A 23,816-nucleotide genomic window follows, 5' to 3' on the forward strand; every position below is an offset into this window, starting at 1 on the left:
GCGGAGATCACGTTCGGACGGCGCACCGGTGGCCCAGGTATTTCCTTAGTTCGCGCGCGACGGACAAAAACCGCGTCAGAGCCGGGTTGGGATTCGAGCGTGACCAGACGGCACCAAGCGGCAATCCCTGTCCTGTGAGAGGACGGCAGGTGACCGGTGCATGAGATGACACGGAAACGGTCGTCAGCGTCAGGCCCTGTCCAAGCGCCACCAGCTGCAGGAGGTTTGTCTCCCGGGCGAGCGGCTCAACCGAGAAGCAAGCATTAGGCACGTGGGCCAATAGGTTTAGGAAAACGGGCAGAGCCGGGTCGCCCGCCATGAAAATGAAACGCCGCCCAGCCAGTTCATCGAGGTCGATCGCGGGCGACCCGGCGAGAACATCCCGCTCTGCCATGACGATGAGCACAGGCTCGTTCCACAGATCGAGTCCGGCCTCGCCCTTCAACGCTGATGCCCCGGCTTGAATCACGACATCAAGTTCATGCCGCCGCGCCGCTTGACATTGCGACGCCGGATCCGTGTCGACGAGTTCGACACGGACGTGCGGACAGACCTGTAAGAAGCGATGAAGCAGCTGCGTGAGGCGGGCGCCCGACGTGATCGGGGGTAGACCGATGCGGAGCACGCCATCCTGCGCGGTTCCAGCGCGCTCCACCGCAAGTGCGGCCTGCGATGCCTGTGCCAGAATCTCCCGCGCGGGTCCGAGCAGACGACGTCCCGCGAAAGTCGGGCGCACGCCGGCATGGGACCGGGAAAAAAGGGTGGCCCCCATGGCATCCTCAATGTCACGAATACGCCGGCTCAGCGTCGATTGCTGCACCCCCAGCCGGTCTGCTGCCCGTCGGAAGCTGCCCTCTTCCGCCGCGGCTAGAATGAACCGCCAATGTTTCAGCAGGAAGGGATCCAGGCGCTGCGCAATGGCAGCAATATCCCGCTGCGCCTTCATGCACCGTCCTCGCGAGGCGTCGACAGGTGGAAGGCGGCGTAGATATAGCCAGTAGTACGTTCCAGCCGATCATCCATGCCTTGCTCGGCCATCAAGGCGAGGATGGAGGCGCGCTCCTGCGCGGTGGAGAAGCGACGCTGGCGTTGCCGAAGGTGGGGGCACTCGGTGGTGACGAGACCGAACCCCGCCAGCATCGCGGCAATGTCCCCATAGCCAAAGGGATGCATCACGAAGCTCGCCACCCAGGGGCGGGACGCGGCGGTCGCCTCATAGACCCGTTTGAATGTTCGCATGGTTGCATAGCCGACGCAGCCCGTGCTGATAATCAGGTCTGCGTCGCGAAGAGCTTCACGGTCCGTTGGAGAGAGTTCCTCAGTCTCCAGATTGGCCGTCACGGCTGCTCCAATCAGGCCGACGTCACGGGCGTAGCGCAACGCCTGCCGACTTGGATCCAGGCCCACGATCTCAAGCTCCTCCCGCAGCTTCTGGCGCGTGAAGAAGGCCTCGTGATCCTCAAGGCTTTGCGACGCCAGCGGCCCATCCGCCAGGGTATAGGCGGCGTAAAGATCGTCCAACGTGAGCGGAGCGCGCAGCAGGGCCGCGTTGAGCCCGTAGGACGCACCGATATCCACGATCTTGAGAGGTCGATGCGGTCGCTGGTGGCGGAGGCGCGTGATGATGGTCTCGAACACCGGTTTGGCACGGTCGCAGATCATGTAGTCGAGAGCGAGATGGGCCAGGTAATAGGCCCGCGGCCAAGGCTGGTCATAGGTCGGCGAGAAATCGTGCTTGACCGCCCGCACCCCCGATTCAGAACCGCTCATCGACATTATCCGCCTTCGCATTCCCGCGTATGATAGCGAGGAATTTTCGCGGCGGGTGCTGTCGAAAGCAAACTACTTTCAGGAATGTACCAGATATTTCAGAAACTTACACCAACTGATGCAAGCCAGTATACCGGTTATCGAATCCAGAACGCTGTCGTTGACGATACATATTTTAAGATGTACCACTTGGACAACAGGAGGCCGCCATGACAGTGACTGTTGAGAGCCGACCCACGCCGAGGGAGCGGTTTTCCGCGATCCACCGCGCTTTGCGCGACCGCATCTGTCTTCTGATTTACCCGCCCGGGACGGCACTCAGCGAAGCCGAGCTCGCGCGCGAATTCGGTGTCAGCCGCACCCCCATGCGCCGGGTGATGCAGGCGCTGGAGAATGAAGGGCTGATCGAGACCACGCCGAATGTCGGCTCGATGGTAACGTCGGTGGAACTCAAATCCCTGCGCGATGCCTATGCGCTGCGCATGAAGCTTGCCGAACTGCTCGGCGACCTCAACCCAGCGTCCATGCTCGACGCCATTACCGCGACGCTCCGCGAGCTTCTGGCCGAATGCCAACCGCTGAGCGGTCAGGTCGACGTGCGCGCCTTGGCCCAGATCAGCCACCGGCTTCAGGACGAGATCCTGCATCTTTCCGGCAATGCCGAATACCGGCAGGTTTCCGAGGTTCTCTACTACAAGACGATCCGCGCCTATCTCGAGATCCTTCCCGAACTCAACTGGGCGGCTGAGGTCGCGGCACAAGCCGACGAGATCACGGAGATCCTGGCCTCGCTCGCCGCCGGTGATATCCGCGCGGTGGGCTTCATCCGGCGCAACCACATCGCCCGCACCCTCAACCGCATCACCAGCTTCATGCTGGGTGATCACGATTGAGGGTGCCCATGCTGATGAAGGTCACGAGCGCGCTGGCGCCATCAAGCAACGGGACCCAGGCGGAAGCTCTGGTGCTGCGCTGCGTCGACAAGAGCTATGATGGCGTCACCAAGGTGGTGGACGCGCTTGATCTCGACGTTCACCCGGGCGAGTTCCTGACTATTCTCGGTCCCTCAGGCTCCGGCAAGACCAGCCTACTGATGATGCTCGCCGGCTTCGAGCCGCCGAGCGCCGGGACGATCGAGATCGGCGGGCGCGACGTGTCCAGGCTGCCGCCCTATAAGCGTAATATCGGCATGGTGTTCCAGCATTATGCGCTGTTCCCGCACCTGACCGTCGGCGAGAACCTGGCCTATCCACTCCAGGCGCGCGGCTGGCGCAAATCCGAGATCACCGAGCGTGTTGCCTGGGCGCTGCAGCTCATCCGCCTGGATGGCGTGCGGGATCGGCGCCCGGCGCAGCTGTCCGGCGGGCAGCAGCAGCGCATCGCCGTGGCAAGGGCGCTGATCTACAAGCCGCAGCTTGTGCTGATGGACGAGCCGCTCGGCGCGCTCGACAAGCAGCTGCGCGAGCAGATGCAGGATGAGATCCTTCGACTACATCGCGAGCTGCGGCCGACCATCGTCTATGTCACCCACGACCAGAGCGAAGCTCTGTCGCTCTCGGACCGCGTCGCGGTGTTCGAAGCGGGGCGGATTGCCCAGATCGGAACGCCCTCTGAGCTCTATGAGTCACCGCGCACCGCCTTCGTGGCCGGCTTCATCGGCGAGAACAACCGCATCACCGGCATGGTGATCGCCGCCAATACCGAGTTCTGCCATGTCCGCTGCGCCGATGGCGCCGTCCTTGAAGCGCGAAACATCGCCGACGCGCGCATCGGCGACCGCGTTAACCTTGCGATCCGCCCCGAGCGTCTTCGACCGGCCCAGGCTGGGGAGGGATCATCGGTCGAGGTGGAGGTCGCCGACATCACCTATCTCGGGGAGGTTTCCCGCGTGCGCGGCCGGATGCGCGACGGCACCGAGATCATCTGGAAACTGCCCAATTGCGGCCAGAGCGCGCGCCCTGAGCGCGGCGCGACCATCGCTCTCGGCTTCTGCCGAGAGGACGCCCGGGCCTTCGCCGCCTGAGCGCACCCTTCCCATCTTAAGGAGGTTCACCATGGTTATCGCGTGCCCGAAAGTGTCGTCCGCAGCCGTTCTCTGCCTTCTGATTGCTTCTGGCCCCGCGCGCGCGGCGGACGCTCTGACCATCGCTTCCTTCGGCGGCCAATACACGGCAAGCCAGAGCAAGTCGCAGTACGATCCGTTCACCGCCAGAACCGGCGTGACGATCAAGTCGGTCGATTACAACGGGGGACTTGCCGAGCTCACCGCCCAGGTCCGTTCGGGCACGGTGAACTGGGACATCGTTGATGTCGAGTTGCAGGATCTTGATCGTGGCTGCGCCGACGGACTGTTCGAGAAGGTCGATCCGGCGCAACTGCCGGCAGGCTCCGATGGGGTTCCGGCCATCAAGGACTTCGTTGCCGGGTCCCTGCATGAGTGCGGTGTCGGTACGGTCATCTGGTCCAATGTGCTGGCCTTCAGCGATCCGGCCTTTCCCGATGCCAAGCCGAATCGGATTGAGGACTTCTTCGATCTGGAGAGGTTTCCGGGCCGCCGCGGACTGCCGAAGCGTCCTCACGCCATACTTGAATGGGCTTTGATGGCCGATGGCGTGACGCCCTCCGAGGTCTATCGTGTCCTCGCAACGCCACAAGGTCTCGACCGTGCCTTTGCCAAGCTGGACACGATCAAGGATCACGCCGTCTTCTGGGAGACCGGGGCGCAGATGATCCAACTTCTCGCCGATGGCGAGGTGGCGCTATCCGCTGCCTATAATGGGCGCGTGCAGTCGGCGATCTCGGACGACGCCAAGCGGCTGAAGATCATCTGGGATCGGCAGATCTGGAACGCGGATTACTATGCCGTTGTCGTCGGCACCCAAGCCAAGAACACCGCATTTGATTTCGTGCGCTTTGCCACTGGAACCTTTCCGCTGGCCGAGCAGACCAAATACATCGCCTATGGTCCTGTGCGTCGATCCTCCCAGCCGCTGATCGCGCTGGCGATCGCCGCGACGCTTCCAACGGCACCGGCCAATTTCAGCAACTCCCTGGCCTTCGACGCCGCCTGGTGGACCACTCATGGCGATGCGATCAATGAACGCTATGCGGCGTGGCTGGTCCAATGAACGCGGCCTCGCCCTCCCGCGCCGGCTGGGCGCTCGTGCTTCCCCTGGTCGCCTTCATCGTGATCGCATTCCTGGCGCCCATCGCGACCATGCTCCTCCGAAGCGTCCATGACCCGGAAATCGCCGATCTCATGCCGCGTACGCGACAGGCCCTCGCTCAATGGGACGGAGCAGGTGTTCGGCAGGTGGCCTTTGAAGCGGTCTCGGCTGATTTGCGGGAGGCGAGCGCGACCAACCAGATCGGTCGGCTCGCCCAACGCCTCAACCGCGAACAGAACGGACTTCGCAGGCTGATCGACGTCACCGCGCGACAGCTGGAACAGAATCCAGACACACAGCTTGCGCGGATCGATCCAGGCTGGAGCGATCCCGACCTCTGGCGGATTCTGGCGCGCGTGACCTCGCCCTGGACGGGGCGGTATCTGCTCAACGCACTTGATGTGACCGTGACGGCCGATGGTGCGCTGGTTCGGCAGGAGGAGGCGCGGCGGCTTTATGTCGATCTCCTCCTGCGGACCGCCTGGGTCGCCGCCTTGGTGACCCTCATCTGTGCGCTGCTCGGCTATCCCTATGCCTATGCCATGGCAGCGTCCGGCCCCTCATTACGTGCGCTGCTGCTGTTCCTGGTGCTGCTGCCGTTCTGGACCTCATTGCTGGTGCGCGCCACAGCCTGGATCGTGCTGCTGCAGCGGCGCGGTGTCATTAATGAAGGGCTCCTCGCTATGGGCCTCATTGGCGAGACCGGCCGTCTCGATCTGATCTACAACATGACGGGGACCATCATCGTCATGGTTCACGTGCTGCTGCCCTTCTTCGTACTTCCGCTCTATTCGGTGATGGCTGGACTGCCGACGTCCTACGTGCGCGCCTCTGCAAGCCTGGGAGCGTATCCACCGCGGACCTTCGCCCGCGTCTATCTTCCGCTGACCTATCCCGGTGTCGCTGCGGGTGGCCTGCTCGTCTTCATCCTGTCGCTTGGCTATTACGTCACCCCGGCCCTGGTGGGAGGACGAACCGGTCAGCTCATCAGCAATCAGATCGCTTTCCACATGCAGAGGAGCCTGAACTGGGGCTTGGCGGCCGCTCTTGGGACGTTGCTCCTGCTTGCGGTTCTGCTCCTCGCTTTGACGCTGCCGCGCCTCGCCGAACGCGGAGGGCTGCGCGCATGAACCGGCTCGCCCGTTTCGGGTTCTATCTTCTCTGCGGCCTGATCGCGGCCTTCCTTGTCCTGCCACTCCTCGTGATCGTGCCGCTGTCCTTCAATCCGGAGCCGTATTTCTCCTTCACGCCGGCCATGCTCCAGCTTGATCCTGCTGGATGGTCGCTGCGCTGGTATCGGGAAATTGCGGAAAGCGCGCAGTGGCGGCTGGCGCTGCGCAACAGCCTGGGCATCGCGGCCGTCCTCACACCGCTGGCAACCCTTCTCGGCACGATGGCGGCGCTTGGATTGAGGCGACTGCCGACACGACCGCGCAAGATGTTTGCGGTCATCATCGCGTCGCCCCTGGTGGTGCCGGTCATCCTGTTCGCCACGGGGATCTATTTCTTCCTGGCGCCGCTGGGGCTCACTCAGTCCTTCACCGGCATCATCCTGGCCCATACCGCACTGGCGGCGCCCTATGTGGTGGTGACGGTGGGCAGCACGCTCACCACCTTTGACGAGCGCCTGCTGCGCGCGGCGTCCATTCTGGGCTCGCCGCCCTTATCCGCCTTTTTCAAGGTGACCTTGCCGCTGATCGCGCCCGGTATCGCTTCAGGTGCTCTGTTCGCCTTTGTCACGTCCTTCGATGAAGCGGTCATCGCCCTGTTCCTGGCTGGCTATGACCAGCGCACTATTCCGTTGCAGATGTGGTCGGGTGTGCGGGACCAGTTGAGTCCCGCCGTGCTCGCCGCAGCGACGCTCATGGTGCTTCTCGTCACCATCGTCATGCTTGGCGCGATGCTTATCGCTCGCTCCGCGCGATCGGCAGGAGCACGCAGATGACGAGTCAAGACTGGCTCGATGCCGACTTTTTGGCCGACGTCGCTGCGCGGCTTGCCGGGCGTGACTGGCCCGCAAAGACGTTGGCGCCGCTGGTATATGGGGCGGGGCATGGCCTCGTCAGTGGCCTGGGCGATCTGCTGGCAGGCTTGCAGAGGCTTGCCGATGAGGATCTCGCCGACATCGGACCGGCAATCCCTCCTTTCCAGGAAACAGGCCAATGAGCGACCTCACACATCTGTCCTTGCGCAAGCTGCGACGGCTGATGATTTCCGGGGAGGTGCGGCCGGAAGAGGTGACTGCGGCGTTTCTGGCGCGAGCCGAAGCGCGCAACAGTTGCGATCTCAGCTATGTTTCGATCGGTGCGGAACATGCGCTCTCGCGTGCTGGTATGGTCGAGCAGGCTGGCGCATTAGGGCGTCTGGCCGGCATTCCCTTCTCCTGCAAAGATGTCTTTGACACTGTGACGCTGCCGACGACAGCGGGCTCGCGCGCCATGCATGATTATCGGCCGCTCGGAGACGCGCGGGCGCTTAAACGCCTCGAGGCTGCGGGCGCCATCCTTCTGGGAAAGAATAATCTGCACGAGTTCTGCTACGGAATCACCGGCGCCAACCCTATTTTCGGCACGCCGGCCAACCCGCATGATCCAGGCCGCCTGGCGGGCGGATCCTCAAGCGGCTCTGCCGTTGCGGTCGCCAACCGCACGGCGATGTTTGCCCTCGGCACCGATACGGGTGGCTCGGTGCGCGTTCCCGCCAGCCTATGCGGCCTTATCGGCTTCAAGCCAACGCGCGGGCGGATCAGCCTAAAGGGTGTGGTGCCCTTCTGCTGGTCGCTGGATCATGCCGGGATTCTTGCGCGAAACTGCGGGGACGCGACCGAGGTTTTCCTGGCCGTTCGCGAGGCGGATGAGGCCATCTTGGCAGCGCACGCCGATCATGCCGAGCCAGGCAACTCGCTGCATGGGCTGCGCATTGGAGTGCCCAGGGGAGCCTATCTCGAGAATGCAGCGTCCGACATTGCATTGCGCGTGCAGCAGCTGATTGCGGAATGCCGCCGGCTGGGTGCCCACATTGTCGAGGTGGTGATGCCAGACGCCACCCATGTGCGCACGGCCTCCCTGGCCGTTCAACTTGTCGAGGCCTTTGCCTGGCACCGGACAAATCTCCAGCGCAGATTCGATCTCTATGGCGAAGATGTGCGTGAGGGGCTGCTTCAGGGCCAGTTCATCCTGGCCGAGCATTATGTGCAGGCGCTCCGGCTGGTCGCTGCGAAGCAGGCCGAGGTCAGCGAGCGGCTCAAGGATATCGATGTGCTGATGACGCCGACGACGCCGATCGTCGCGCCAGAGCTTGATCAGAAGCAGGTGACGCTGGCGGGCGTTGCGGTGCCTGTCGGCAATGCGCTGTCGCACTTCACCTGCCTGTTCAACCTGACCGGTCATCCGGCACTGACCGTTCCCATCGGTCGGGACGGTGACGGTCTGCCGATCGGGTTGCAACTGATCGGTGCGCATCATCGGGACATGAAGCTCCTGGCGATCGGCGCCGCGCTGGAACGGGTGGGTCTGGCCGGCTGGATCGAACCGAAGGATGAGATGGATGACGGTCCCGGCATGCAGCCTCCGCTGTCGGAACGGCGGGAGCTCTATGCGCATTAGGGATACGTGCACTACGGATACGGTCCAACTCCGAGTGATGCCGCCTGCGGCGATGGATTTCCCAATCTGGGAGAACATCGTGTTCCCAATTTGGAAAGCTTCTACAGGCTCCTATGCAGATCATCGCTCGCCGAACTCTCAAGCTCTTCTGGGAGTGCTTGCCGCAAGCTGAGACGTCACTTGTGCTCTGGTATGCGCGCGTGGCGAAGGCGGCGTGGACCAGCCCTCAGGACGTGAACGCGACCTTCGGGACTGCCGTGGATTTTCATAGGGGACAACCGCCTGATCTTCGATGTCGGTTGCAACAGGTTCCGACTCATCGTCCACGTCGCCTATCCATTTCGTCGGGTGTTGATCAAGTTCGTGGGCACTCACGCTGAATATGACGCCATAGATCCGGAGACCATTTGATGGACATTCGACCGATCAAGACCGACGCGGACTATGAGTGGGCGCTGGCTGAAGTAACACGCTATTTCGAGCAACAGCCTGAGCCGGATTCAATGGAAGGAGACCGCTTCGACGTGCTCTCGGACCTCATCGCGGCCTATGAGGAGCGGCACTTCCCGCGGCCGGATGCCGATCCCGTCGAGGCGCTGCGCGTCTTCCTTGAAGCGACTGGGCGAACGCAGAAGGATCTTGCTGCGCTGTTCGGCTCCGCACCGCGCGCATCGGAAGTCCTGCGCCGCAAGCGAGCCCTGACCGTCGATATGATCGGCAAGTTGAGCAAGGAGTGGGGTATGCTGGCGGATGTCCTGGGGCAGCCTTTCAGGTTGGTGGCGTAAGACGTCCCCAAGTGGGATGGTGCGGGTACCATCAAGCTCGATTTGCGAAGGCGGGCCGATCAGTGGAGACATTGAGATCCACAATGTCCGCCTTTCCGGGCATTACGCGATCGGGGTGATGTCATTCCCGATCACACGAGTTAGTTCTGCATCAAGGATGTCGCGAGTGCGCGCATGACCAGATCAGGCAGCGCCACCTCCAAAGCCCGGAAATGATCATTCAGAGCGCCCTCGGCCGCCTCCATTCTTCCGTCGGCCAGCGCCGAGGTCAGGGCGGCGAGGGAGGCATGCAGCGGCACGGTCAGATCGGATGATCGATAGGCGCAGCGGCGAACATGATGAGTCCGCTCGCACAGATCGGCCACGTTGCGCTCGATCACATCGCTGCCCGTCCATCCGCTCATGCCGATGAAGAGGGCTTCGGTCCGGCGGGTCAGCGCAATAGCCGTCCTTGGGTCGCAGGGTGGGAAGGGTGGAGGTCCCATCTCGGGCAAGGGTCGCAATGATGCCTGACGAGCGACCACTTCGAGACTGTGTCGGAGGAGTATCTGCAGGAGGTCGTGGATTTCCTGCATTTCGCGCAGACGCAATTCGCGAGCGAAGAAACCTCGCGCGGGAACAGCGGCAATATGGCCTTCGGCATGCAGTCGGATGAGCGCTTCGCGAACGGGCGTGTTGCTGACCTTCAACTGGTCCGACAATTCGACGACGGCCAGATGCTGACCAGGACGGAACCTGTAGAGGAGCGCCCGTGTCTTCAGGGCGCGGTAGACCTGATGCCGCCGGTCCCCGCCGAGACATCCTGATGGCCGCGATCCCGGGTGAAATCGGTCCCCGTCACGTTTCATCCTCGCGTCCACGACTCCCTGCCTCAAAGAACCATCAGGTCGCGGGGATAGGGCGTGAGGTAGTCGAAACCGTCCTCGGTCACGACGATGGAGTCGCCGATCCGTCCGCCGCCCTTGCCGGGCACGGTGATGCCGCCATCGACGGCAAAGGTCATGCCGGCACGCAGCTCCCGCGTCTCGCCGCGCTTGAGTTCCGGCGCCTCCAGCAGCGACATGCCGACCGAGCGGCCGGTTCGATAGCCCGGAGAGAAGCCGGCCGCCGCATAGGCCTCTTCCGCCGCGGCATTGACCGCCTCGCAGCGTATGCCGGGGCGGATCGTGGCCAGTGCCGCGCGCTGGGCGGCCAGAGCGGCTTCCTGGATGCGCGCCTGCTCATCGCTCACAGCCCCCGCGAAGAACTGGCGGTCGAAGCCGAGCTTGTAGTTGCGGAAACTCACCATGCCGCAGAAGCACAGATAGACCGGATCGCCCAGCTCCAGCGGTCGCACGGCGGCGCGGCGATGGACCATGCACGTGTCCGTGCCCGATTGCAGGATCTGCAGATTGTGGATCAGTGGCGAGACATAGCGGTCCTGCGGATCGCGCAGCAGAGATGCGGCACGGCGCGTGCCGGCCTGCATGGCGGCGAGTGCGATCTCATACTCGGGCACGCCGGGACCTATCGAGTCCGCGGCCGCATCCATCATGGAAACGGCAATCTCGCCGGCCTGGCGCATGATAGCAATTTCGTCCGGAGACTTGATCATGCGCTGCTCTGCGATCAGCGGAGCAATATCCGTCAGGATGCGAGCGGGAAGTTGCTCCCTGATCTCTGCGGCGATCACATTCGGTAGCCGGGCCGCTTCGATCCCGATCTGCGTGGCCGTTGCGGGGCTGCCCAACAGGCCAATGAGCAGGTCCCGCCATTCCCGGCCGCCGTCGGTCCATGGCCGGATGTCGCCGACCCAGCTCATAGCGGCACACATTTCCGACTCCATCAGCGGCGTGACGATGACCGGTGATTGGCCAGGTGCGACGATCATCAGCGTCGGGCGTCCGAACTCCATGCCGAGATAATTCCAGTACCCCCCGTAATAGGCGATCGAGTCCGGATCGCTGAGGACGGCGAGCCCAATTCCGGCGTTCTCAAGAGAGTGGGCAAGGAGATGCACGCGGACCTCAAAGGGGCTTGTCATTTTCCACCTGTATGCAGCTATGATGTGTGCAACGATAATGAGGCGAAAAATGCCTTGTCAATCTGTCGATATGCCAGATATGCAGAATAGACCGCATCTAAGCTGCATACATCATGGAGTGGGAAACGTGCGTGAGATCAAGAGCGATGCCGGACGCCATCACCGGGCAAAGATCGGGTTCATACTGCTGGCGATGGAGCAGACCATCGAAGACGACATGTTCACGCTCCGTCCGAAGGGCGTGGGCATTCATTTCACCCGCGCGCCCATGGCGAACCGCGTCAGCGTCGACACGCTGGCGGCGATGGCGTCAGGCATTGCCGATGCCGCTAGCCTCCTACTGCCCGACGAGCCGCTTGATGTCGTCTGCTATGCCTGCACCTCGGGCAGCGTCGTCATCGGCGAGGAACGGGTCTTGGCAGAGCTGAACCGCGGCAAGCCAACGGCCCGGGCGACCTCGCTGATCACCTCGGTGATGCGGGCGCTGGAGGCGTTGAAGGTGCAGCGCATCGCCATCGCCACCCCCTACCTCTCTGAGGTCGATGCCATTGAGCGCAGCTACATGACGGCGCGCGGCTTCGATATCGTTCACATACAGGGATTGGGCATCGAGAAGGACGCCGATATGGTGAGGGTCACGCCGGAAGCCATTCTGGATTTTGCCCTCAGCGTCGATCGTCCTGAAGCAGAGGCGCTGTTCATCAGCTGTGGCGCCCTGCGCTCCCTCGACGTGATCGAGGAGCTCGAGCGCAGGCTCGGCAAACCGGTCGTGACCAGCAATCAGGCGATGATGTGGGACTGTCTGCGACTTGCAGGCGTCGCGGACCGGCGGGATGATTACGGCATTCTGCTTAGGGAGCATTGAGTGAGCGAAGGCGCGACGAGCGAGACCTCAAGGATACGAGCCCCGCGCGGCCAGGTGACGGATATCTATCGGGTCTTGCGCGATCGCATCTGTCTGCTGCGCTACCCACCGGGAATGCTGCTTGGCGAGCAGGAACTTGCCGAGGAGTTCACAGTCAGTCGCACGCCGGTGCGCCAGGCGCTGCAGCGGCTGGAATATGATGGGCTCACCGAGACCCGTAACGGCGTGGGAACCATGGTGACGGGAGTCGACCCGAACGCCTTCAACGATATCTATGCGTTTCGGTTGCGCCTGAGCGAAATGATGGGAGAGTTTCCTGCGGAAGGAGAGGTGCCGCGCGCGCTCTCCACGATCCTGGTTCTGCAGGGCCGACTGGAGGCTCTGAAAGGCCATCGGGACATGGAGGCGTTCTGGCAGCTCAATCACGAGCTCCATCACGCCACGAACCGACTCATCGCTAATCACGCTTTGCGTGAAACCCATGAGCGTTATTACTTCCAGGCGTCGAGGATATGGTACAGCGTGATCGAAGCCTTCTTCGAAGAGCAACTCGCTGATCTCGCCAGCGAACTCAGCGAGATCGCGGGCGCGCTTCGGGCCGGCGACATCAGGGCAGTCGGCTATATCCAGCGCAACCACATCGCCTTTGGCCTGCATCGTGTTGCGAGCGCGCACACTGCCGTTTGACGCTGCCAGCTCTGGCCGGACGGACGATGTCCCATGCGGCCAGATGAGTTTACATATTATAGTTGATAAACTTGGCATGGCGGAATTGCGATCGGTCTGCGCATGGATATGCGCAAGCTGGTCGGACGAAATTTCGCCCGCCTGCGTCAGGCCAAGGACCTGACGCAGGAACAGGTTGCCGAGCGCTCGGGGCTGAGCCAGCAGTATCTCAGTGGTCTCGAACGCGGCCGACGCAATCCGACGATCATCACGCTTTATGAGCTGGCACGTGCTCTCGATGTCAGCCATGTCGAGTTGGTTCTCCCACGGGACGAGAAGTGAGGGGTGCCGGTGTGACCCCGGCCATGAGACCGGGGCCCTGATCCAGGAGAGGTCTTAGTCGCTGCGGCGCCCGTTGGGGCGGGACCAGATGAGGGAGAAGTTCTCGCCGTCCTCGTCGTCGAAGAGGTTGGCGTAGATGGCGGCGGTGAAGCTCGGATCGTCGAGCTTGAGGCCCAGATAGTCGCGGCCCTCGGTGGAGCGCTTGGACCAGGCGGCCCCGATCTCGGCGCGGCCGACCAGGACCCGGTGGCTGGGGGCGTTCTCGCCGGTGGCGCGGGTGTCGGGGATGATGCGCACGCCCCGGGCCTGCACGCCGAGGGTGACTATGTCGCCGGTGAACTCGTTGGTGCCGGTCTTCTTGAAGGTGCCGATGGTGGCCATGTTCCGTCTCCGTCCTGTCTTCTGAGCCCGCACCATTGCGGCCTCGATGGCGATCTGCAGGCCGGAGGCGAGCGACGCCACATCGCCTCGGGGACCCCGTCGCGCTCGCGCGATGGGGTGAGGATTGCGACCGCAGCGCAGCGGAGGACGGCATAGGCGCGACTTTATTGCTTCGCGAGGAATGACGGCGATCCGGGGTCCCCGCGCAGCGCGCGGGGTGGGCGTCGGTAGGGGAAGAAAGTCGGGACCAGCCGTTGTGGCATAGGTGCTCGAGGCGCAGCCGTCCTTCGGCCAGATCAGGCCATTGAAGAGGCCGTTTGGAGCGGGCACGGGCGGATGGATGAGGGAGACGGTTTGGCCTCGCGCCGGATATCGAGACCCGACAAGTCAGCATCGGCGGACGATACCCTGAGCTTGGCCAAGCTGCGCATTCCCCGTCCCTCCAACGTAGCGAATGCTCTGCCCCAAGAGGTCTTTCGGCTGCGACGCGGCCGCCGTCCTCCACGCGCACCAATCTTGCCGTATCAGAAGGCGAAGCCGGCGCGCCGGATCTCCGCTCCCTCCCGGCCCAGCCAGGTGACGCGGACGATATGCCGTTCGCTGTCTGGTGCGCCGAACGGCTATCGCGGCGTCAGGGAGGGGAGCTGTGTCCGTCAGAAGGGCGGAACGCCTTCCTTCCGGTGATGCGCACAAAGGCGACGATGCCGACCACGCCGGCTCCGATGATCGAAAACACCATCTGCCACGTCTGCGAGGGCATGGTGTGCTTCACGATGCCATGGGTGGCGTGGAAGCCTGCCGCCACGGCCGGCACGACGAACACGGCGGCGATGAGCAAACGCGCCCAGATCGGGCGGACGATCGCGAACAGGAACTGGCCGAGGGCGTAAGTCAGGCGAGCGGCGGCAAGGCCGACAACAACGCCGAGCCATCCGGCACCGGTACCATAGGCCCATGTGCCCGCCGTGATGCCCGCAAACAGCGGCAACGCGAATACAGCCAGCGTGAAGAGCAGCCAGCAGAGGAATGCGATCGTCGCCATGCTGAGGAAAATGCCGATGAAGATCATGGGGGCGGCTCCATAAAATCAGATCGATGCGCCTCCACCACCTCAGTCACACCAGCACGATGGGCAGAGTTGGCAGCAGTCTCGGTGTGGAGGCGACCGGCCACCATTCACAGCCGCCTGTTCGCCTGCTCATGATGGGAAGGGGTCGATTTCGCGGATGATCGCGGCTTCGTCGCCGTCATATTCGGCCGCCGGGGTGACAGAGAGCGTGCCGTCGCCGGCGCGGAAGATGACGACGGTGGCCATCAGGGTGGTGGCGAGGCTGAAGGCGAAGGCGTGAGCGATCTTGGCGGACATCGACCTGGCTCCTGCGCGAGCGGAGGTCCATCCCCCGCTGACAGGCGCCCGAAAGGGCCGGCCGTTGGCCGCAATCACCGCGTGAGGCGCAGCCGGAGCGGCGGCACGCGCAGCGTAGTCCGACCCTTAATGGGTTGATGGCGTCAGGCCATCGGCTGGACCCAAGGATCAGCGTCGTGAAGCGGGGGTGGTCGTCCGGTCAGGAGACCGTGATGGCAGGTTGCCGCGCTGGCAGGTCGTCAGCGGTCCACGTTCCACGGATTGATGACCGCCACACCGGCGGCGTCGAACGCGCTGGTATCGCGCGTGGCCACAGTGAAGCCCCGGGAGGCTGCGATTGCGGCGATATAGCCGTCGGGCGTCGGAAAGCCCTTGCCGGCCGCACGAGCCTTCACGGCGAGGTCGGCATAGCGTCGTGCGGCAGCGATATCGAACGGCAGAACGCGATCGGCGAACAGCTCCATCACCCCATCCAGGGCTTCGGTCAGCCGGTCTTTGCGCTTGCCCGCAGGCAGCGCACCGATCCCGAACAGCAGTTCGGCAATGGTGACGCTGGAGAGATAGAGCGTCTCGGCCGCCTGCTCGTCGAGCCACGCCCGCACGGCGTCGTCGGGGACCGGCTTCATCGCCTCCGATATGACATTGGTGTCGAGAAGGATCATTCGAAGCTCATGGGCTCGGCGGGCGTCCTGTCGCGCGCCGGGCTGAGGGCGTCGATGTCCTCATTGGTCAGGCCGAGGCGGCGGCTGCGCTCCGCGAGCGCCGTGCCGAGCCGGAGGCGCGTGTCAGGGCGGACGGCGGTCTCAAGAATGTCGCGCATCTCGGCTTCGGTGCTGCGGCCATGCTGTGCCGCGCGCACCTTGAGGGCGCGGTGTGTCGCCTCGGAGAGGTTGCGGATCGTCACGGCTGGCATGATGGCGCCTCCAGTAGGGCTGATAGCGTTGATAGCAAAATAGGGAATTTGCCATCATATTCAAGATGGCGGGTCGGGCAGCGCTTATGCGCCACCAGACGCGAACCGATAGACCGGAATGCCCATCTTGCGGGCCTTGTCGGCCAGATTGTCCTGAATGCCGGTGCCGGGGAAGATCACGACCCCGATCGGCACGACGTTCAGCATCTGGTCGTTGCGCTTGAAGGGCGCGGCCTTGGCGTGCTTCGTCCAGTCCGGTTTGAACGCCACCTGCGGCACCTTGCGGCTGTCGGCCCAGAGGGACGCGATCTTTTCGGCGCCCTTGGGCGAGCCGCCATGCAGGAGCACCATGTCCGGGTGCTTGGCGTGGATCTGATCGAGCTTGGCCCAGATCGGCCTGTGATCGGCGGTGTCGCCGCCAGAGAAGGCGATCTTCGGCCCGGCGGGCACAAGCACCTCGGTATCGGCACGCCGCCGGGCGGCGAGGAAATCCCGGCTATCGATCAGCGATGCGGTGAGGTGGCGATGGTTGACCCTTGATCCGGCGCGTGGTGTCCAGGGAGAGCCGGTGGCGATACGGTAGCGGTTGGCGGCGGCCTCGCGGAAGGCTTCCATGCCATCGCGCCGGCCGATCAGGTTCATGCCGATGTCGATCCGGCGCTCGAGCTCCAGTGACTTCACCTCCGAGCCGTCCTGTTCGCGCTGAAGCTGCTTCTGGGCCTGCTCGTTGTCGTCGAGCTTCTGCTCGATCCGGGCCACGGCGCGGTGGAACATGTTGACGGTCGACCAGAGGAGATTGGGGAGGTCGGGGTCGAGGCCGGTGTCGGTGACCGTGGCGACCAGGGCGTCGAAGATGTCGGCAACGGCGCCTTCGATGAGGCGGTCCTCCGGTGGCGGGCGCTGGTCGCGCTCGTCCTCGGAAGGACGATGGCCGTGGATCTGCAATTCCTGGATCAGGTGGTCGGTCGGGGATGACACGTGGTGCGGCTCGTGGTCGTCATGCGCGCTCATGGGATGCTCCGTCGGTTTAGACCGCCTGCCGTGGCGGCCTTCATGGCGACGAAGCCGTCGGGCGGGACGGACCTGCACCCGGAGCGCGGGCATGGTCCCGAAAGTGGGAACCGGTTTCGGGACAAGACCATGCCGTAAATGCGCCTAGGGCCGCAGCGCCAGCGGAGGATGGCGATAAGCCGGCGATTTTGCTTCGCGATGGAAAGGCGTTGGTTCGGGGTCCCCGCGCGGCCTGCCGCGTGGGGTGGACTTGCGCCGCCGGAAAATCGTCGGCGGCAGCCATTGCCGATCCGGCCCGGCTGACGGCCGATCGCCCTCTCGAAGGCGCAAGGCGCGGTCCTCTTGCCGTGACTGACGCATCCTTGCGGGTATGGCAGCCACGTCTCGCGGTTCAGCCCGTTCCGGCTATGGGACCAGGCTCAGGAAGCGCGCCACGTCCTCCGGGGCGAGTTGCATCCGAACACCCGTCCGGAGCGCATCAATACCGAGCCGCTGGAGATCCTCGTTGAAGTCCCCGAGCACTGGCGACAATGGGATGGCTTCGATCCCCTCGGCATTCGCGCGTTCCATCAGCATGTCCCGCGCGGCGTCTCCCGCCGGATCGTTGTCGCGGACGATGTAGAGCCGCCGCAGCCTCAGTGGGAACAGGATGGCGGCCAGATGCGCGGCCGAGAGCGCGGGCGCCATCGCCATGTTGGGCAGAACCTGCCGGATCGACAGCATGGTCTCGATGCCTTCGCCCGCTGCCATCATGCTGTCGGGCCCGCCGATGCGAACGGTAGACCCGAGCAGATCGCCCATCGCCTTGCGCGGCGTATTGACCGGAGCCTTATCTGAGCCGTCGGGTGCGAGCCAGGTGCGGTGTACGCCGGTTATCCTGCCGGTGAGATCGGTGACGGCGGCGATCATGGCGGGCCAGGTCTCGGTCGGGCCGTCATCAGGCTTGTAGTAGCAGCGTGGATGAAAGCGCAGGTTTCCGGTTCCGTGCAAAAGCGTAATGCCGCGTCGGCGCAAATACGTCTCTGCAAGGGTCCCGGCGAGGGGCTGCGCCATGGCGAACAACCGGCGAGCCGCTTCGACGGACCCTGACGGGGCCGGCGTGACAAAGCGACGTGGTGCTGAGGGCTCCGGTTCGGGATGCGGCAGGCTGAGAAACGTCCGCGCTTCCTTGGCAACATCTGCGAAGTCGAGGAGCCCCAGCGATCCGCGGATGACGTCGAGAAGATCGCCATGTTCGCCGGTGGCGGCATCGGTCCATTTGCCCGCCGGCCCCTTCGCGGATGCCTGGAGCCGGACAAAGAGCGAGCGGCCGGGCGTGTTTCTGATATCGCCGACCAGCCAGTAGCGGCCCTCCCGGCGCCCGTTGGAGAGATAGTGGCGGCAGACGGCTTCGGCCCGATCGGCGAGCCGGCGCGACAGATCGTGAGCAATCCCGGACATGGCGAGCTTTTCAAAGACAAAGGCCCGCCGACAGAGCCGGCGGGCCGAGGTTCAGGATCGTGTTGAGGGTTACTCCGTCGCCACGGCAGGGGAGATGTCCGTGGTGTCTTCAGTATCCTCAAGACTCTCGTCTTCGCCCATGGCCGTTGTGCCGTCCTGCGCCGCCGTATCTTCGCCAACGGCGGGTTCGGCTCCGCGCAGCGGTTCCGGCAGCCAGCCGGTATCGGCCAGCAGTGCTTCCGCCTCGCGGGCCATTTCGCCCTTCTTCAGGTGCGCGATGCGCTCCGCCACACGCGCCCCCTTCGCCTCGCTCACCGCCAGCAGAATGCGGGCCTTGGTCACGCGCCCGAGGAAATTGTCCACGGTCGGCTTCCACCCGGCGGCCGCCATGTCGAGGTCGACGGCGCGGGCGAGCTGGTCGGCATGGTTGAGCGCGCGCGGGCGCCGGTTCCAGGCCTCAAGAACGGCGTTCACCGACAGGCTCACCACATGGGCGAACAGGCCGGAGCGGCTGTCGCTGTCCCAGTCCCGCAGAGCCTCCCACAGATCGGCCGAGTCCTTGGGCAGAACCTTGGCCCAGCCCTCATGCCGGGCGTGGATCGCCGCGGCCGATGCGCTGTCGTTCAGCCCTGGCGCCTGCGCGCTGAACGCCACGCTCTTCAGGTCAAGTTCGAGGCAGCTATCCGAGCCGTAGCGGTAGAAGCTCTTCAGCGTCAGGGCATGCAGGGCGGCGAGGAAGGCGACGTCCGGCCGCTCGCCCAGCGCCTGGCGCAGGCCGAGCGTGCGATGCGAGGTCAGCTCGGTCATCAGCCGGTCCGACAGCGCCGACAGCCCTTCGTCCTCCTCGGGCTCGGGCGCGTCTGCCGTGACGGCCTCGCCGGTACCCATGACCGCCGCCGCGATGTGATGCGGGCCGGCGTCTTCCGCGACGACTTCGGGCTCCACCGGCAGTTCGTCCTCGGGCCGCACATAGCCGCGCTCAATGCGCAATGCGCCATCATGGCCAATGCTGACGAAGGCGCCCGCGCGCGCCACCTCCAGCGGATCGAAGGTGATCGGGCGGGTCTCCAAGGCTTCGATCGCCGTCTCGAGCTCGCCAAGTCGCGCGTCGACCTCCTCTGGCAACTCGTCCGCCTCAGCGTATTCCGTGGACAGGCGATCATATTCCGCCTGAAGAGCGTCGCGGCAGGTCTCCTCTTCGGCGGTGAGCAGGACGGTCTCACCGCGCAGCTGCCGCAGGCCGTAGGTGTGGCCATAAGCGAAGTCCGGGGCCATCTCGACCCACTTCCATCCCTCGGCAGCGACGGCATCCGCCTCGGCCTTGAGCTTCTCGGCCACCAGCCGGTCGACGAGCGCGACATCCTGCAGCCAGCCGCCGTCGTCGCCCTGGAACAGGTCGCGCAGGATGATGCCGCCAGCCTCGACATAGACCTCGAGGCCGATGAACTGGGCGCGCTTGTCACAGGCGCGGACAGCACCCTCGGTCAGCATGCGGCGGATGGCATAGGGCTGCTTGTCATAGGAGGTCTTCAGCCGCTCGAAGACCTGTTCCTGGCGCGCATGGTCGCCGGACACGGTGAAGGCCATGAGCTGGTCGAGCGTCAGGCCGTCCTCGGCATAGACCTCCAGCAGCACCGGCGAGATCGAGGCGAGCTTGAGGCGCTGCTTCACCACGCCGACGGAGACGAAGAAGGCGGCCGCGATCTCTTCTTCGGACTGTCCCTTCTTGCGCAGGGCGAGGAAGGCGCGGAACTGGTCCAGCGGATGCAGCGGCGCGCGCTGGATATTCTCGGCGAGCGAATCTTCCTCGGCGATGCCGCCCTCCCGGATGACGCAGGGCACCGGCGCGGTCTTGGCGAGGCGCTTCTGCTTCACCAGCAACTCCAGCGCCCGGTAGCGGCGCCCGCCGGCCGGGATTTCGAACATGCCGGTCTCGACGCCGGCGTCGTCAACGACGGGCCGGACGCTTAGGCCCTGCAGCAGGCCGCGGCGGGCGATATCCTCGGCCAGTTCCTCGATCGAGACCCCGGCCTTGATGCGCCGGACGTTCGACTGGCTGAGCAGGAGCTTGTTGAAGGGGATGTCACGCGAGGGCGAGAGCGTGATCTTCTGAACATTGGTCGCCATGGAAGGCACCTCCGCGACGGGCGGCCGGGAGCCTCTCTCTCGGCCTTCCAACCCGTCACGAAGCGCCGCGCCGCCCTCTTACTCTGGAGGGCGACGCCGCAGAACCGCAGATCCGCACAAACGGAAAACCGCAAAGCCGGAAAGCCGGAGACACGGATGTCCGCATCTCCGGCTTTCCGGAAATCAGGCGGCCCGATCGAGCAGCTTCTTGGCCCGGCCCTCAAAGTCGAGCCGCGCATCCTGGTGGGGCTTGTCGCGTGCGACCGCGGTAATGCCCTGCACGAAGTCGAAGATGCTCTCGGGCTTGCGCCCTTCCTCGGCCAGCACCGTGTCGATGATTTTGGCGGTCTCGGCCCTGGTGAAGCCCCGGTTGCGCAGGAAGTCGCTGCGGTCCTCATCGGTGCGCGCGACGATCTTCTCCCGTGCCGCCTTGATGCCGTTGACGAAGGGCATCGGCGAGGAATTAGCGAAGCGGGTGAGTGCCGGCGCCGCCTCATGGGCAAAGCGCGAGGCGGCGTATTTGGAGTGGCGGATGGTGATCTCCTGGAAATCCTCGACGCCCCAGAGATTACGGTTCTGGCACACGGCACGCAGATAGAAGCTCGCGATGCCGAGCGTCTTGGCGCCCACCTCCGAGTTCCAGCAATAGAAGCCCCTGAAATAGAGGTCCGGCGAGCCGTCGGGCAGCCGCCCGGCCTCGATCGGGTTCAGATCGTCGACCAGGAACAGGAAGACGTCGCGGTCGGAGGCGTAGAGCGTCGTCGTGTCCTTGGTGATGTCGACCTGCGGATTGTAGATTCCCGTCGACCAGTCGAGCACGCCCGGCACCTTCCAGCGCGTGTCGCCGGTGCCGTTGCCGGCGATGCGCTGCACCGCCTCGACCAGCTCGTGATCATAGATCCGGCCATAGTCGGGGCCGGTCACCGCGCGCAGCTCGACGCGGCCATTGGCAGTTTCAAACGTCTTGATCTGCTCGGCGCGGTGCGAGGTCAGGCCATATTGCAGATTGATGCCGGCCAGCGCGGCGGGAAGCTGGCGCAGATACGCGGCCGGCGCCCCGATCTGGGCCGCGAGCTGGCCGAAGGACCAATGGTTGGGCTCGACGGGCGCATCCGCCCCGGGCAGCACCAACGCCAGCCGCTCGGCATTGGAACGGCTCGCCTCCACATGGATGCGGGACGTCTCCACCAGGCGCGACCGGCTGTGATCGGCCCGGCCCCGCACCATCGCGGCCAGTTCGCCGAGCGACAGGAAGCGCTCGTCATCCGGCCGGGAGAACCATTCCGACGACACGCGCCCGACCCGCTCGCCGCGCGTGACATCCACCGTATAGCCGGCGCGGACATCACGACCGGCATCCAGAACCTGCATGTTCATGGGGATCACCCTCCATGACGGGCGCCGGAAGCCTCTCTCCCGACCTTCAAACCGTCACGGAAATCCGGTCCGGCCTCTCACTCGTGAACTCGACGGTCATCGCTTTCCACTGCGAGCCCCGCGAGTATACGACAGCACCCGCACCCAGCGTGCTGTGTTGCCGCTTCAGGCTATGAAGGCCGAATAATGCGGAGCCTTGAATCATTGATACCCAATTAAATATCCCAGTAGGACAAATACTCGGATAAACGTATTGTATTTCAATTTATTAGCTGATTTAATGTCATGATACATAACCACCCGAGCGGCGATCCCACGCCGTCCAATGCCGACATCCAGATGACCAAGACCATCATCGATGTGGCCAAGCCGCTCGGCATCGAGGTGCATGACCACATCATTGTCGGCAAGGACGGCCACGCCTCCCTGCGCGGGCTGCGGCTGATCTGAGGTTCAAATCAGCGCGCGCCGGAGAGCGGGCGGGCCTCCGGGTCGATCTGCCGCGCGGCGCGCAGGCCGGATTCGATGGCGCCTTCGACCCAGCCGGTCTTCAGCGTGGTGAAATCGCCGGCGAAATGGATGCGCCCTTCCGGGGCGGTCCATTCCTTCACCATCCAGCCGCCGCCGACCGGCGTCGAGCCGAAGGAGCCGCGAATCCAGGGCTGTTCGCTCCAGGCGAAATCGCTGACGCTGACGACATCGCCGAGCAGGCCCGGCAGGTCCTGCTGGAAGATGTCCACCACCTGCTGCGCCCGCACCTCGCGCGGGGCGGCGAGCACGCGGTCGGCATTCTCGCCATTGAGGTAGAAGAAGCCGCTGCCATGGCCGCCGGGCTCATTGCCGGTGATGTCGATGAAGCGCTCCCACGGCCGGTCGCCGCCGGCCATCGGCCAGCCGCGCACATTATGGGCGAGCCAGGTCGGCTCCCGGGTCTTGACGATGACCTTGACCGTCTTGTCCCACTCCATCTCGGCGAACATGCGTGCCTTGCCGGCGGACCAGGCGGGCGTGACCTCGACCTCATCCATCACGCTGAAGGGAATGGTGGAGACGATGGCGTCGCCGGTGAATTCCTTGCCGTCCTTGGTGCCGACGCGAATGCGCGGGCCGGTCTGGTCGATGCGGACTACCTGCGCGTCGAGCACGATATTGCTACGGCCGAGCGCGTTGGCCATCGCCATCGGCAGGCGGTTATTGCCGCCCTGGATGCGGAACACGTTCTGGTCGCCGAAATGATAGGCGAGATCGGGAATGATGCTGAGCGTCTGCGCGTAGGGCGTAAACAGCCCGGCATTGGCGGCGAGCAGCTTGAGGAAGGCGGGCGAGGCGCCCACCGGCCGCAACAGGTCTTCCAGCGTGATGTCGTCCAGCCGGTCCAGCAGGTCCTCGTCCGGCCAGTCGGGGCTCAGCACGGTGTTGGTGTCGAGCCCGGCGCGGAACAGATAGCGGTTGAGATTGGCGGAGACGGTGACGTTGCGTTCTTCCGACGTCAGGTCCCACGGCCAGTTGGTGATGTCGGCGGATTTCGCGGTCTTGCCGTCGACCATGTAGACCGGCAGCCCGTCATTCAGGCTGAGCAGCGGCAGGTTGAAATGGCGCACATAGTTCAGCACCAGCGGCATGTCGGAACGGAAATGGCCGCCGCCGGCCTCGGTGAACATGCCGTCGCCCAGCGGCAGCGACAGCAGCCGGCCGCCGATGCGTCCCTGCCGCTCGATCACCGTCACCTTGTGGCCGCGCCGTTGCAGCGCGAGCGCGGCGGTGAGGCCGGACATGCCGGCGCCGAGCACCAGAACCTCGATGGGGCGGTCGGTTCGCGCCTGCGCCCGTGCCGGGGCCGCCAGCGGCGGGGCGGCGAGGGCTCCCAGCGTCGCGGCGGTGCCGGCCAGCAGTGCGCGGCGCGAGAAGCCACGGGGGGACGTGTCGGTCGTCATCGCTTGGAGCTCCGCCTGGCCTTTACGGCATGTAGCAGGAGATA

25 protein-coding genes and 2 pseudogenes are annotated in these 23,816 nt (G+C 64.5%); 13 read left to right on the plus strand and 14 right to left on the minus strand.

The window, feature by feature from the left end:
* Positions 1-7 precede the first annotated feature (7 nt).
* Together ACP2AH_RS07130 and ACP2AH_RS07135 are read right to left on the minus strand one after the other, a co-directional pair.
* Positions 8-946: a LysR family transcriptional regulator gene (locus ACP2AH_RS07130; protein ID WP_425105159.1), complete on the minus strand. Its 939-nt coding sequence runs from the start codon at positions 944-946 to the stop codon at positions 8-10.
* A complete protein-coding gene (locus tag ACP2AH_RS07135) occupies positions 943-1,770 on the minus strand; it encodes a hypothetical protein (protein ID WP_425105160.1) in 828 nt (275 codons plus the stop codon). Before ACP2AH_RS07135 ends, ACP2AH_RS07130 begins: the two co-directional genes overlap by 4 nt.
* Before the next feature lie 209 nt (positions 1,771-1,979).
* On the opposite strand from ACP2AH_RS07135, the gene ACP2AH_RS07140 reads away from it, so the two are divergent.
* From ACP2AH_RS07140 to ACP2AH_RS07180, 9 genes and pseudogenes are all read left to right on the plus strand, one after another.
* A complete protein-coding gene (locus ACP2AH_RS07140; protein WP_026221112.1) occupies positions 1,980-2,663 on the plus strand; it encodes a GntR family transcriptional regulator in 684 nt (227 codons plus the stop codon).
* A gap of 8 nt (positions 2,664-2,671) precedes the next feature.
* Positions 2,672-3,793 (plus strand): ABC transporter ATP-binding protein, encoded by a 1,122-nt coding sequence (locus ACP2AH_RS07145; RefSeq protein ID WP_425105161.1) that lies wholly within the window; start codon positions 2,672-2,674, stop codon positions 3,791-3,793.
* A gap of 31 nt (positions 3,794-3,824) precedes the next feature.
* Positions 3,825-4,898: an ABC transporter substrate-binding protein gene (locus tag ACP2AH_RS07150; RefSeq protein ID WP_425105162.1), complete on the plus strand. Its 1,074-nt coding sequence runs from the start codon at positions 3,825-3,827 to the stop codon at positions 4,896-4,898.
* On the plus strand, positions 4,895-6,067 hold the full coding sequence (locus ACP2AH_RS07155) for an ABC transporter permease (RefSeq protein WP_425105163.1): 1,173 nt from the start codon (positions 4,895-4,897) through the stop codon (positions 6,065-6,067). Before ACP2AH_RS07150 ends, ACP2AH_RS07155 begins: the two co-directional genes overlap by 4 nt.
* Positions 6,064-6,882, plus strand: a complete 819-nt coding sequence (locus ACP2AH_RS07160; RefSeq protein ID WP_425105164.1) for an ABC transporter permease — start codon at positions 6,064-6,066, stop codon at positions 6,880-6,882. The genes ACP2AH_RS07155 and ACP2AH_RS07160 overlap by 4 nt, the downstream gene beginning before the upstream one ends.
* Entirely contained in the window at positions 6,879-7,103 is a 225-nt protein-coding gene (locus tag ACP2AH_RS07165; protein WP_425105165.1) for a hypothetical protein, read from the plus strand. The genes ACP2AH_RS07160 and ACP2AH_RS07165 overlap by 4 nt, the downstream gene beginning before the upstream one ends.
* Positions 7,100-8,542, plus strand: coding sequence for an amidase (locus ACP2AH_RS07170; protein WP_425105166.1), 1,443 nt, complete (start codon positions 7,100-7,102; stop codon positions 8,540-8,542). Before ACP2AH_RS07165 ends, ACP2AH_RS07170 begins: the two co-directional genes overlap by 4 nt.
* Before the next feature lie 113 nt (positions 8,543-8,655).
* Positions 8,656-8,953: pseudogene (locus tag ACP2AH_RS07175) on the plus strand (type II toxin-antitoxin system HigB family toxin).
* Entirely contained in the window at positions 8,950-9,327 is a 378-nt protein-coding gene (locus ACP2AH_RS07180) for a helix-turn-helix domain-containing protein (RefSeq protein ID WP_425105167.1), read from the plus strand. The pseudogene ACP2AH_RS07175 and the gene ACP2AH_RS07180 overlap by 4 nt, the downstream one beginning before the upstream one ends.
* 140 nt (positions 9,328-9,467) lie before the next feature.
* Here the strand turns inward: ACP2AH_RS07180 and ACP2AH_RS07185 are convergent, their stop codons facing one another.
* A complete protein-coding gene (locus tag ACP2AH_RS07185) occupies positions 9,468-10,175 on the minus strand; it encodes a GntR family transcriptional regulator (protein ID WP_425105168.1) in 708 nt (235 codons plus the stop codon).
* Between the two features lie 23 nt (positions 10,176-10,198).
* On the minus strand, positions 10,199-11,350 hold the full coding sequence (locus tag ACP2AH_RS07190; RefSeq protein ID WP_425105169.1) for a M24 family metallopeptidase: 1,152 nt from the start codon (positions 11,348-11,350) through the stop codon (positions 10,199-10,201).
* Positions 11,351-11,477: 127 nt separating this feature from the next.
* Here ACP2AH_RS07190 and ACP2AH_RS07195 point away from each other — a divergent pair, with 127 nt between their 5' ends.
* The 3 genes from ACP2AH_RS07195 to ACP2AH_RS07205 all read left to right on the plus strand — a co-directional run bounded on the left by ACP2AH_RS07195 (position 11,478) and on the right by ACP2AH_RS07205 (position 13,223).
* On the plus strand, positions 11,478-12,215 hold the full coding sequence (locus tag ACP2AH_RS07195; RefSeq protein ID WP_425105170.1) for a maleate cis-trans isomerase family protein: 738 nt from the start codon (positions 11,478-11,480) through the stop codon (positions 12,213-12,215).
* Positions 12,216-12,902: a GntR family transcriptional regulator gene (locus ACP2AH_RS07200; protein WP_425105171.1), complete on the plus strand. Its 687-nt coding sequence runs from the start codon at positions 12,216-12,218 to the stop codon at positions 12,900-12,902.
* Positions 12,903-13,004: 102 nt separating this feature from the next.
* The gene (locus tag ACP2AH_RS07205) at positions 13,005-13,223 is read left to right on the plus strand and encodes a helix-turn-helix domain-containing protein (RefSeq protein WP_425105172.1); all 219 of its coding nucleotides are present in this window, start codon (positions 13,005-13,007) and stop codon (positions 13,221-13,223) included.
* Positions 13,224-13,277: 54 nt separating this feature from the next.
* Here ACP2AH_RS07205 and ACP2AH_RS07210 read toward each other — a convergent pair whose 3' ends face one another.
* The 9 genes from ACP2AH_RS07210 to ACP2AH_RS07250 form a co-directional block, all read right to left on the minus strand.
* Positions 13,278-13,604, minus strand: coding sequence for a DUF736 domain-containing protein (locus ACP2AH_RS07210; RefSeq protein WP_012172357.1), 327 nt, complete (start codon positions 13,602-13,604; stop codon positions 13,278-13,280).
* A gap of 631 nt (positions 13,605-14,235) precedes the next feature.
* Positions 14,236-14,673 (minus strand): hypothetical protein, encoded by a 438-nt coding sequence (locus tag ACP2AH_RS07215; RefSeq protein ID WP_425105173.1) that lies wholly within the window; start codon positions 14,671-14,673, stop codon positions 14,236-14,238.
* Between the two features lie 129 nt (positions 14,674-14,802).
* On the minus strand, positions 14,803-14,970 hold the full coding sequence (locus tag ACP2AH_RS07220; RefSeq protein WP_425105174.1) for a hypothetical protein: 168 nt from the start codon (positions 14,968-14,970) through the stop codon (positions 14,803-14,805).
* 239 nt (positions 14,971-15,209) lie between these two features.
* The gene (locus ACP2AH_RS07225) at positions 15,210-15,632 is read right to left on the minus strand and encodes a type II toxin-antitoxin system VapC family toxin (RefSeq protein ID WP_425105175.1); all 423 of its coding nucleotides are present in this window, start codon (positions 15,630-15,632) and stop codon (positions 15,210-15,212) included.
* On the minus strand, positions 15,629-15,883 hold the full coding sequence (locus ACP2AH_RS07230) for a FitA-like ribbon-helix-helix domain-containing protein (protein ID WP_132036189.1): 255 nt from the start codon (positions 15,881-15,883) through the stop codon (positions 15,629-15,631). Before ACP2AH_RS07230 ends, ACP2AH_RS07225 begins: the two co-directional genes overlap by 4 nt.
* Before the next feature lie 84 nt (positions 15,884-15,967).
* Complete coding sequence (locus ACP2AH_RS07235; RefSeq protein ID WP_425105176.1) at positions 15,968-16,894, minus strand: DUF2493 domain-containing protein; 927 nt, start codon at positions 16,892-16,894, stop codon at positions 15,968-15,970.
* Between the two features lie 405 nt (positions 16,895-17,299).
* Positions 17,300-18,334, minus strand: coding sequence for a DUF7146 domain-containing protein (locus ACP2AH_RS07240; RefSeq protein ID WP_425105177.1), 1,035 nt, complete (start codon positions 18,332-18,334; stop codon positions 17,300-17,302).
* A 69-nt stretch (positions 18,335-18,403) separates the two neighbouring features.
* Positions 18,404-20,461 carry a ParB/RepB/Spo0J family partition protein gene (locus tag ACP2AH_RS07245; RefSeq protein ID WP_425105178.1) on the minus strand — a complete coding sequence of 686 codons (2,058 nt, stop codon included), beginning with the start codon at positions 20,459-20,461 and terminating at the stop codon, positions 18,404-18,406.
* 183 nt (positions 20,462-20,644) lie between these two features.
* A complete protein-coding gene (locus tag ACP2AH_RS07250) occupies positions 20,645-21,838 on the minus strand; it encodes a DUF932 domain-containing protein (RefSeq protein WP_425105179.1) in 1,194 nt (397 codons plus the stop codon).
* Between the two features lie 282 nt (positions 21,839-22,120).
* On the opposite strand from ACP2AH_RS07250, the pseudogene ACP2AH_RS07255 reads away from it, so the two are divergent.
* Positions 22,121-22,288 (plus strand): annotated as a pseudogene (locus tag ACP2AH_RS07255) (JAB domain-containing protein); the annotation flags it as partial.
* 8 nt (positions 22,289-22,296) lie between these two features.
* Here ACP2AH_RS07255 and ACP2AH_RS07260 read toward each other — a convergent pair.
* On the minus strand, positions 22,297-23,772 hold the full coding sequence (locus ACP2AH_RS07260; protein ID WP_425105180.1) for a flavin monoamine oxidase family protein: 1,476 nt from the start codon (positions 23,770-23,772) through the stop codon (positions 22,297-22,299).
* Positions 23,773-23,816: the final 44 nt, after the last annotated feature.

Origin of the sequence: Ancylobacter sp. (assembly GCF_965249975.1) — a bacterium.
In the GTDB taxonomy this organism is placed as follows: Bacteria; Pseudomonadota; Alphaproteobacteria; order Rhizobiales; family Xanthobacteraceae; genus Ancylobacter.